The sequence below is a fragment of the Pseudomonas vanderleydeniana genome, assembly GCF_014268755.2.
Taxonomy (GTDB): domain Bacteria; phylum Pseudomonadota; class Gammaproteobacteria; order Pseudomonadales; family Pseudomonadaceae; genus Aquipseudomonas; species Aquipseudomonas vanderleydeniana.
In genome coordinates, this window is the sequence record NZ_CP077093.1 from 5,775,486 (window position 1) to 5,785,000 (window position 9,515).

Genomic DNA, 9,515 nt, shown 5'->3' on the forward strand with positions numbered 1-9,515 from the left:
TCGTATTTTGTCTGGAGATTGATGAACCGTGTCCAATGCCCCAAGCGCGGACGATGCTCCGCAGCCACCTAAGGTGCTAACCACACCTCTGGAAATTTCCGCCAACCTGCGGATGCTGCAGGATAGCCATGACCCGTTGATCATCACGTTCCACGAACGCAGCCAGCGCTTCCAGAGTTTTGTGATCGATGTCGATCGCGACGCCGGCACGCTGGCCCTGGACGAAATGATGCCGCGCGACGGCGAACGCTTCCTGGCTGCGGGCGAACCGTTTCGCGTAGAAGGCTTCCACGAAGGCGTCCGCATCACCTGGGAACAGCCACAGCCGATGACCGTTGACGAGACCAACGGTTGCTACCGCGGGGCAATGCCCGAGGAAGTGGTCTACCACCAGCGTCGCAATGCTTTCCGTGCAGCCCTGAAACTCACCGCCCTGGTGAACATCGAACTCGGTGGCGACAAGCTCAAGGCACCGGTCAACGGCAAGCTGCTGGACATTTCCGCCAGCGGCTGCAAGCTGCGCTTCGAGGGCGATATTTCCGACCGCCTGCAATTGGGCCAGGTCTACGAGCGCTTCATCGCCGCCCTGCCCTTCGGCCCGATGACCGCCCCTGTCGAGCTGCGCCACCTGCACTTCGAAGAAAGGATCAACACCACCTTCGCAGGCGTACGCTTCCACAACATGAGCGGCCTGGTACAGCGCCAGGTCGAGCGCTTCGTCTACCAGTTGCAACGTGAAGCACGGCGTTTCGACAAGGACGACGACTACTGAGTTCGGCGCCATTCCGCGCCCATGAAAAACGGGCCACCCTCATCAGGTGGCCCGTTTTTTTTATCTACCGGCTCAGTTGCTCGACTTATGCGCCGGCTCAGGGTCCGACTCATCGATATCGGCCACGACCTCTGCCGCTTCCCCAGGCTTCACCTCGGCTTCTGCTGCCGGCGAGACGGAGTTGGTGCACATCTGGTCCAGGACCACCTGCTCGTCGACCCGTGGATCGAGCGCCGCACCAAGGGGCGACATCGCCTCCGGCATGACCACGTGCTGCAAGGGCGCATCCTCGACCTGATGCAGGTTGGTCACGGCCTTAGGCCGGATGCGCAACACCAGGATCAGTGCGAAGAAGCTGAAGAACGCATAGAGCATATGGCTGCCGAAGAGCTTCATCAGCACACCCGCCACCAGCGGCCCGATGCTCGCGCCAATGCCATAGGTCATCAGCAGCATGGCCGTCAGCGAGACACGGCGATCGCCCTCGATATGGTCATTGGAGAACGCCACTGCCAGCGGATACAGGCAGAACTGCAGCAGCGACACCACGAACCCGGAGGCGAACAGCACTTCCAGCGGTGCGGCCGTGAAAATCGCCAAAGGCAGGGAGGCCAACATCAGCAACAGGGCAACGCTGCGAATCAGCACCGCCCGGTCATAACGATCGGAAAGCCAGCCCAGGGGCCACTGCACCAGGAAACCGGCAAAGATGCAGCACCCCATGAACAGACCGACCAGCTCGGTGGTAAGCCCCTGCTGGGACGCGTACAGCGGCGCCAGACCATAGAACGAGCCGACGATGATCCCGGCCCCCAGTACCGTGGTCAGCGACTGCGGCACGCGCTTCATGAAGAACAGCGGCTCCAGCGGCGCCGGGTGCAGGGGTGCTGGGTGAATCCGCCGGGTCATGGCCACCGGCACCAGACACAGGGCGAAGCACAGCGCGACCAGCATCAGCAGCTCGGGCCCGAGGGCCGGGTGCATGACCAGGATCAGTTGCCCGAGCACCAGGCCAAGGTAGGACGCGATCATGTAGCCACTGAAGACCACGCCACGCTGCTTGGCTTCGGCCTGCTCGTTGAGCCAGCTCTCGATGACCATGTACTGGCACATCATGCCAAGGCCGACGATCATCCGCAGGAACAGCCAGGCCGGCAGCCAGTTGACCAGGCCATGGCCCAGCACCGCCGCCCCGACGATCCCGGCACACGTCGCATAGGCACGAATATGCCCGACCCGGGCGATCAGCCGGTGACCGATCTTGCCGCCCAGTACCAGACCGAAGTAGTTGGCCGCCATCAGGGCGCCCACCCACAGGCCGTCGACGTGATCGGCGGCCAGGCGCAGGGCCAGGTAAGTGCTCAGAAGGCCCGAGCCGATCAGCATCATCAGCGAGGCGAAATACAGCGCTCTAAAGGATTTCCAGATTTGGCGCATTGACGTTCCTGGCAGCTCTTGAAATGAGGTTTCGGGCTATCCGGAAGATAGCCCGAATGCGGGGTCTACGTCTAAGCCTGGGCCGCCAGGACACGGCGCTCCCAGGGGCTGATTTCATCGAGGAAGCTGGTCAGTTCCATGGTCTTCGAAGCGAGGTAGCCTTCGATGAACTCGTTGCCGAACAATTCCCTCGCCAACTGGCTGCGCTTGAGGCGCTCCAGGGCCGCGTGCAGCGTGCAGGGCAGCGACAGCGCGTCCGGTACCTCGAACTCACCCTGGATGGCCGGTGTCGGCTCCAGCTGATGCTCGATGCCATACAGGCCCGCAGCCAGGCTGGCGGCAATCGCCAGGTAGGGGTTGGCGTCCGCTCCCGGCAGGCGGTTCTCCACCCGCCGCGCCACGGGCGAGCTGGCCGGAATACGCAAGCCCGCCGCCCGGTTGTCATGGGACCAGCAGGCATTGTTCGGCGACGCGTAGGGATGGCACAGGCGCTGGTAGGAATTGACGTTCGGCGCAAACAGCGCGGTGAAGTCCGCCATGCAGGCCTGCTGCCCGCCGATGAAATGACGGAACATCGCCGTCGGCTCGCCAGCAGCATCACTGAAGGCATTCTTCCCGCCGTCGATCTCCACCACGCTCTGGTGAATGTGCATCGAACTGCCCGGCGTCTTCGCCAGCGGCTTGGCCATGCAGACCACGGTCAGGCCGTGCTTGAGCGCCACTTCCTTGAGCAGGTGCTTGAACAGGAACGTCTGGTCGGCCAGCAGCAGCGGATCGCCATGCAGCAGGTTGATTTCGAATTGGCTGACACCCATCTCGTGCATGAAGGTATCGCGCGGCAAGCCGAGCGCCGCCATGCAGGCGTAGACTTCATTGAAGAACGGACGCAGCCCGTTGTTGGAACTGACGCTGAAGGCCGAGTGACCGTCCTCACGGCGCCCGTCCAGGCCGACAGGCGGCTGGAATGGCTGGGTCGGATCGGTATTGGGGGCAAAGACGAAGAACTCCAGCTCGGTCGCCACCACCGGTGCCAGGCCGCGTGCAGCATAGCGGGCCATGACCGCCTTGAGCTGGCCACGGGTGGACAAGCTGGAACTGCCGCCTGCCAGTTCATCGGCATCGCAGATCGCCAACGCCCGGGGCTGTTGGCTCCACGGCAGGCGATGAATTTGCTGCGGGTCGGCGACGAGGGCGAGGTCGCCGTCATCGCTGCCGTAGAAACGCGCCGGTGGGTAACCCCCCATGATGCACTGCAACAGTACGCCACGGGCCAATTGCAGACGCCGCCCCTCGAGGAAACCCTCGGCGGTCATCACCTTGCCGCGTGGTACGCCATTGAGGTCGGGCGTGACACATTCAATCTCATCAATGCCGGTCAATCGCTGCGCGAGCGAGCTCTGGCCATCGGTCGTCATGACTCAATCCTTGTTGTTGTAGAGGCCGCGAATGGCGGCCCGTACAAAATACGCACCAGCTGTTCGGGATTTCAAGCAGGGACGAGGAAAAAGCCTGATTCAGGGCAGATAGAGATTGAACAAGGCGCCCCCCAGGGGACCACCGTTGCTCAGTTCGATGCGTCCGCGCACGCCATTGCGTTCATGCAGGGCGGCAATCCGGGCGGCGAAGTACAAGCCCAGGCCGGTGCTGCCGGTCGCCGAATTGATACCCTGGACGTAGTCCGACTGGCGCTCGAGCATCTGCGCAGGGAAACCGGGACCATCATCGTTGATACTCAGGACCAGTTGCTCGTTTTCCTCACGCACATTGATCAGCAATGCATGACAGGCAAAACGAATGGCATTGGTGACGATGTTGCCTACCACCGACCCCACCAGCTCGCGATCGAAGAAACCCAGCGGGCTGAAGTCGTCGACCTCATAGCTGGCAACGATACCGCGGCTGTTCAGGACTTCCTGGCGACAGGCCAGCTGCGCGCCGATGAAGTCGTCCATGTCGTGATAGTCCGGGCGCAGCGGCAACTGGTTGACGCCCAGCTTGTACAGGCCCAGCAGTTGCACGAGCATGCTGTTGAGGTGAGTGAACTCGTATTCGATCACCGCGCGCTCGGGATTGTCCCGTTGCGCCTCGGGCAACTGGCTCTGCCACTGGCCGTGGGCCTGTATCAGCATCGCCAGCGAGTTCTTCATGTCGTGGACGGTCGAGGCGATCACCGTGGAGAAGTCGAGCCCCTGATCCTTGTCACTCATTCGCCAAACGCCCGGCTGCGCAATTTCTGATACCTCTCATAACGTGGGTCGCTGTCGGGCATCTTGCCGACCATCTTCAGGCAAGCCCGGCACTCTTCGAGGATCGCCGGATCGGAAGTCTTCTGCGCAGTCACCAGCAGGGCCTGCGCGGCATTGAGGGCGATACTGATGTTCTTTGGCTGCAAGGCCAGCGCCTTGCGGAACAGCTCCTGCGCTTCCTCCAGGTTGCCACCTTTGTAGCTGCGAACCCCCTGGACGTTGAGGTCGATCGCAGCCTTGCCGCTGCCAAGGATCTCCGGATCGTCGGTCAGCTTGGCGATACCCTTCATCACGGTCGGATCGTCACCGTAGATTTCCACGCAGTTCTTGAGCATCGAGGCGCCGGCCTCAGCCTGCCCCAGTTGCTGCAACTGCTTGGCAACCAGCAGGGCGGCGTCGGCGCTCATGAAGTTTTCCATGCCTTCGAGACGCGCCATCGCCTGCTCGGTGAGCTTGTCGGCGGTTTCGGCATCGTTGAGCAGCAGGCTGGTGGCTTTCATCAACCGGGCACGAATCTGCAGCCCGGGATCGTTGGCGTTTTCCTTGGCGACCGTGCTGAGCGTCTGGTTGATCTCCAGGCGCGTACGCGTGTCCAGGCCGCGCTCGCTGCCCTTGCTGATCAGGGCATGGGCCAGGCCCAGGTTGCTTTCCGGGTCCTTGTAGCGCGATTGCTCGCCCTGGGCGACGGCCTGGCGATAGGCTCGGGAGGCCCCTTCGAAGTCCTCGTTGGCCATGGCCAGCTTACCCAGCAACGACTGGCGACGCACCGCCAGTGGCGACAGGCGTACAGCCTCCTCCAGGACACTCTGGGCGCGCCGGGTTTCGCCCTGCTGGACCAGCACGTCGGCCAGTCCGTCGTAGAGCGCCGGCATCATGGGAAAGGCCTTGAGTGCAGTTTCGTACAGTTCCTTGGCCTGAGTGATCTGGCCACGCTTGTAGAGCAGCTGCCCGAGCATGGCGTATGCCCAGGGCAGCGGGCGATCACTCAGGATGCCATTGAGAAAGCGCTCCAGTGGCTCGTTCTGGCCCAGGGCCCGCATCGCATCGGCGCGGTAACGCAGGCACAGTGGTGCAAAACGGGTGTCCTGCTGGGTGAGTCGGGTACAGGCCGCCAGCACTTCGGCCGGCTTGCCGCGGTCGAGCGCCTGCATGATCGGCTTGAGCAGGTTCTTGCGCTGGACCAGTTTCTCCAGGCGCTGGGCCAGGCTGGCACGGTTGAACGGCTTGGTCAGATAGGCATCGGGCTCGTGCTCCAGGGCACTGAGAACCATGGCTTGGCTGCTTTCGGCGGTGACCATGACGAAAATGCTTTCGTGGCTGATCAGCTTGTCCATCATCAGGTCTTCGAGTACCTGCTGGCCGTTCTTGCGTCCATCGCCGAGGTGGTAATCGTGCAGGATGAAGTCGTAGCGCTTCTGCGCGCACATGCGCAGGGCCTGTTCTCCGGTGTCGGCGGTGTCCACTTCCTTGACGCCCAACTCCCGCAGCATGGACCTGACTGAACTGCGAAAATCGGAGAAATCGTCGACGATCAGAAAGCTTTTTTGGTGATACGCCAGCATCGAGATTCCTGTCATGGGAAATAGAAGAAGGGCCCGAAAGCCATTATCAGCACGGACCCAACTTCACTGTCGCTCTCGCGAACAGATAATAACTAAGGGCAAACTGCCACTAACCGATTTTACACCAACCTGTCATCTCGTTGAGTCGCCCAGGCCTGATATTCAACCCAAGGGTAGCTGATGTGCAGGCGGTGCCTTCTATTAAGAGGCTCCAGGATCAACGCAAGGCACAGGGGCCGTGCGCCAACCACAACGATCGCTAGTCAGGGTATCGCCCGCAGCTGGCCAAACCTGAGGGTCGATGTGCGGAATTAAGTGCTTATGCCGATTGGGGGGGGGGCGGTGACGCGGAGCGTCGGGGGATGCATTCCCACGCGGAGCGTGGGAACGATCAATGAAGATCCCCAGGCTCCCGGCCCCCGATCGTTCCCACGCTCTGCGTGGGAATGCATCCCAGGACGCTGTGCGTCCGCTTCCGAACGCCAGAAAAGACAAAACCCCAACTGCTTTCGCAATTGGGGTTTCGGAATTTAATCTTGACGATGACCTACTCTCACATGGGGAAACCCCACACTACCATCGGCGATGCATCGTTTCACTTCTGAGTTCGGGATGGGATCAGGTGGTTCCAATGCTCTATGGTCGTCAAGAAATTCTGTAGCCGGCTCGTTGTTTGGACAACGCTCCAGCGAATCGGGTATGTGACAGTCTTCGGTGCTTTGTGCGTGGCAAACTTTCGGTTCACTTCGTCTTCATACACCGCAATCTGCTTCGTTTCGCAAATTGCTTGGGTGTTATATGGTCAAGCCTCACGGGCAATTAGTATGGGTTAGCTCAACGCCTCACAGCGCTTACACACCCCACCTATCAACGTCGTAGTCTTCGACGGCCCTTCAGGGAACTCAAGGTTCCAGTGAGATCTCATCTTGAGGCAAGTTTCCCGCTTAGATGCTTTCAGCGGTTATCTTTTCCGAACATAGCTACCCGGCAATGCCACTGGCGTGACAACCGGAACACCAGAGGTTCGTCCACTCCGGTCCTCTCGTACTAGGAGCAGCCCCTCTCAAATCTCAAACGTCCACGGCAGATAGGGACCGAACTGTCTCACGACGTTCTAAACCCAGCTCGCGTACCACTTTAAATGGCGAACAGCCATACCCTTGGGACCGGCTTCAGCCCCAGGATGTGATGAGCCGACATCGAGGTGCCAAACACCGCCGTCGATATGAACTCTTGGGCGGTATCAGCCTGTTATCCCCGGAGTACCTTTTATCCGTTGAGCGATGGCCCTTCCATACAGAACCACCGGATCACTAAGACCTACTTTCGTACCTGCTCGACGTGTCTGTCTCGCAGTCAAGCGCGCTTTTGCCTTTATACTCTGCGACCGATTTCCGACCGGTCTGAGCGCACCTTCGTACTCCTCCGTTACTCTTTAGGAGGAGACCGCCCCAGTCAAACTACCCACCATACACTGTCCTCGATCCGGATAACGGACCTGAGTTAGAACCTCAAAGTTGCCAGGGTGGTATTTCAAGAATGGCTCCACGCAAACTGGCGTTCACGCTTCAAAGCCTCCCACCTATCCTACACAAGCAAATTCAAAGTCCAGTGCAAAGCTATAGTAAAGGTTCACGGGGTCTTTCCGTCTAGCCGCGGATACACTGCATCTTCACAGCGATTTCAATTTCACTGAGTCTCGGGTGGAGACAGCGCCGCCATCGTTACGCCATTCGTGCAGGTCGGAACTTACCCGACAAGGAATTTCGCTACCTTAGGACCGTTATAGTTACGGCCGCCGTTTACCGGGGCTTCGATCAAGAGCTTCGCTTTCGCTAACCCCATCAATTAACCTTCCGGCACCGGGCAGGCGTCACACCCTATACGTCCACTTTCGTGTTTGCAGAGTGCTGTGTTTTTAATAAACAGTCGCAGCGGCCTGGTATCTTCGACCGGCATGGGCTTACGGAGCAAGTCCTTCACCCTCACCGGCGCACCTTCTCCCGAAGTTACGGTGCCATTTTGCCTAGTTCCTTCACCCGAGTTCTCTCAAGCGCCTTGGTATTCTCTACCTAACCACCTGTGTCGGTTTGGGGTACGGTTCCTGGTTATCTGAAGCTTAGAAGCTTTTCTTGGAAGCATGGCATCAACCACTTCGCGTCCTAAAGGACACTCGTCATCAGCTCTCGGCCTTAAGATCCCGGATTTACCTAAGATCTCAGCCTACCACCTTAAACTTGGACAACCAACGCCAAGCTGGCCTAGCCTTCTCCGTCCCTCCATCGCAATAACCAGAAGTACAGGAATATTAACCTGTTTTCCATCGACTACGCTTTTCAGCCTCGCCTTAGGGACCGACTAACCCTGCGTCGATTAACGTTGCGCAGGAAACCTTGGTCTTTCGGCGTGGGTGTTTTTCACACCCATTGTCGTTACTCATGTCAGCATTCGCACTTCTGATACCTCCAGCAAGCTTCTCAACTCACCTTCACAGGCTTACAGAACGCTCCTCTACCGCATCACTTACGTGATACCCGTAGCTTCGGTGCATGGTTTGAGCCCCGTTACATCTTCCGCGCAGGCCGACTCGACTAGTGAGCTATTACGCTTTCTTTAAAGGGTGGCTGCTTCTAAGCCAACCTCCTAGCTGTCTAAGCCTTCCCACATCGTTTCCCACTTAACCATGACTTTGGGACCTTAGCTGACGGTCTGGGTTGTTTCCCTTTTCACGACGGACGTTAGCACCCGCCGTGTGTCTCCCACGCTCGGCACTTCCAGGTATTCGGAGTTTGCATCGGTTTGGTAAGTCGGGATGACCCCCTAGCCGAAACAGTGCTCTACCCCCTGGAGTGATACGTGAGGCGCTACCTAAATAGCTTTCGAGGAGAACCAGCTATCTCCGAGCTTGATTAGCCTTTCACTCCGATCCACAGGTCATCCGCTAACTTTTCAACGGTAGTCGGTTCGGTCCTCCAGTCAGTGTTACCTAACCTTCAACCTGCCCATGGATAGATCGCCCGGTTTCGGGTCTATACCCAGCGACTAAGCGCCCTATTAAGACTCGCTTTCGCTACGCCTCCCCTATTCGGTTAAGCTCGCCACTGAATATAAGTCGCTGACCCATTATACAAAAGGTACGCAGTCACAGAACAAAGTCTGCTCCCACTGCTTGTACGCATACGGTTTCAGGATCTATTTCACTCCCCTCTCCGGGGTTCTTTTCGCCTTTCCCTCACGGTACTAGTTCACTATCGGTCAGTCAGTAGTATTTAGCCTTGGAGGATGGTCCCCCCATATTCAGACAAGGTTTCTCGTGCCCCGTCCTACTCGATTTCATGACTAAGAGACTTTCGCGTACAGGGCTATCACCCACTATGGCCGCACTTTCCAGAGCGTTCCGCTAATCTCAAAGCCACTTAAGGGCTGGTCCCCGTTCGCTCGCCACTACTAAGGGAATCTCGGTTGATTTCTTTTCCTCAGGGTACTTAGATGTTTCAG

General features: G+C 58.9%; 5 protein-coding genes and 2 rRNA genes (1 of these 7 only partly in view). 1 reads left to right on the forward strand and 6 read right to left on the reverse strand.

Annotation, left to right across the window (positions count from 1 at the left end; genetic code table 11):
- The first annotated feature begins 28 nt into the window (after positions 1-28).
- A complete protein-coding gene (locus HU752_RS25925; RefSeq protein WP_186685087.1) occupies positions 29-772 on the forward strand; it encodes a flagellar brake protein in 744 nt (247 codons plus the stop codon).
- A gap of 72 nt (positions 773-844) precedes the next feature.
- Here HU752_RS25925 and HU752_RS25930 read toward each other — a convergent pair whose 3' ends face one another.
- The 6 genes from HU752_RS25930 to HU752_RS25955 form a co-directional block, all read right to left on the reverse strand.
- Positions 845-2,209 (reverse strand): MFS transporter, encoded by a 1,365-nt coding sequence (locus HU752_RS25930; RefSeq protein WP_186685085.1) that lies wholly within the window; start codon positions 2,207-2,209, stop codon positions 845-847.
- 71 nt (positions 2,210-2,280) lie between these two features.
- The gene (locus HU752_RS25935; RefSeq protein ID WP_186685266.1) at positions 2,281-3,522 is read right to left on the reverse strand and encodes a glutamine synthetase family protein; all 1,242 of its coding nucleotides are present in this window, start codon (positions 3,520-3,522) and stop codon (positions 2,281-2,283) included.
- Between the two features lie 201 nt (positions 3,523-3,723).
- Positions 3,724-4,416: a sensor histidine kinase gene (locus HU752_RS25940; protein ID WP_186685083.1), complete on the reverse strand. Its 693-nt coding sequence runs from the start codon at positions 4,414-4,416 to the stop codon at positions 3,724-3,726.
- Positions 4,413-6,017, reverse strand: coding sequence for a tetratricopeptide repeat-containing response regulator (locus HU752_RS25945; RefSeq protein WP_186685081.1), 1,605 nt, complete (start codon positions 6,015-6,017; stop codon positions 4,413-4,415). Before HU752_RS25945 ends, HU752_RS25940 begins: the two co-directional genes overlap by 4 nt.
- A 534-nt stretch (positions 6,018-6,551) precedes the next feature.
- A 5S ribosomal RNA gene (gene rrf / locus HU752_RS25950) occupies positions 6,552-6,667 on the reverse strand.
- A 148-nt stretch (positions 6,668-6,815) separates the two neighbouring features.
- A 23S ribosomal RNA gene (locus HU752_RS25955) occupies positions 6,816-9,515 on the reverse strand; it runs 191 nt beyond the window's last position.